Annotated in this window: 1 protein-coding gene; it reads left to right on the plus strand. The window is 61.3% G+C overall.

Annotated elements, in window-relative coordinates; genetic code table 11:
• A partial coding sequence (locus tag NW837_RS06925) for an RNA-guided endonuclease InsQ/TnpB family protein (protein ID WP_414330147.1) occupies window positions 1-581 on the plus strand: 581 nt, incomplete at both ends.

The raw sequence follows: 581 nt of genomic DNA on the forward strand, positions 1-581 counted from the left end.
CGAGGCGCGCTTGCGCAAGGCACAGCAAGCGCTCTCCCGCAAAGTCAAGTTCAGCAACAACTGGAAGAAGGCGAAAGCCCGTGTCCAGCGCATCTATTCCCGCATCGCCAACGCCCGCCGCGACTTCCTGCACAAGGTCTCGACCGCGATTTGCAAAAGCCACGCGATTGTGTGTATCGAGGACTTGCAGGTGCGCAACATGTCCAAGTCGGCGGCAGGTACGGCAGATGCTCCTGGGAAGAACGTCCGCGCCAAGTCGGGGCTGAATAAGTCCATCCTCGATCAGGGGTGGTACGAGTTCCGTCGCCAGCTGGATTACAAGCTGGCCTGGAAAGGTGGCAGACTCATTGTCGTGCCGCCGCAGAACACGAGCCGCACCTGCCCGTGCTGCGGCTATGTGTCGGCGGACAATCGCCCTACGCAAGCCAGGTTCAAATGCGCGGAATGTGGGTTCGAGGGCAACGCCGATGTGGTCGGCGCGATCAACATCCTTTCTCGCGGGATGCAAATGTTGCGAGACGAAGGGCAGGACACGACCGACGCTGCGGTCGGGATGCGGGTGGGTGAACCACCCGTGTCAG

The organism is Synechococcus sp. R6-10, assembly GCF_047461815.1.
Classification (GTDB): Bacteria; Cyanobacteriota; Cyanobacteriia; order Thermostichales; family Thermostichaceae; genus Thermostichus.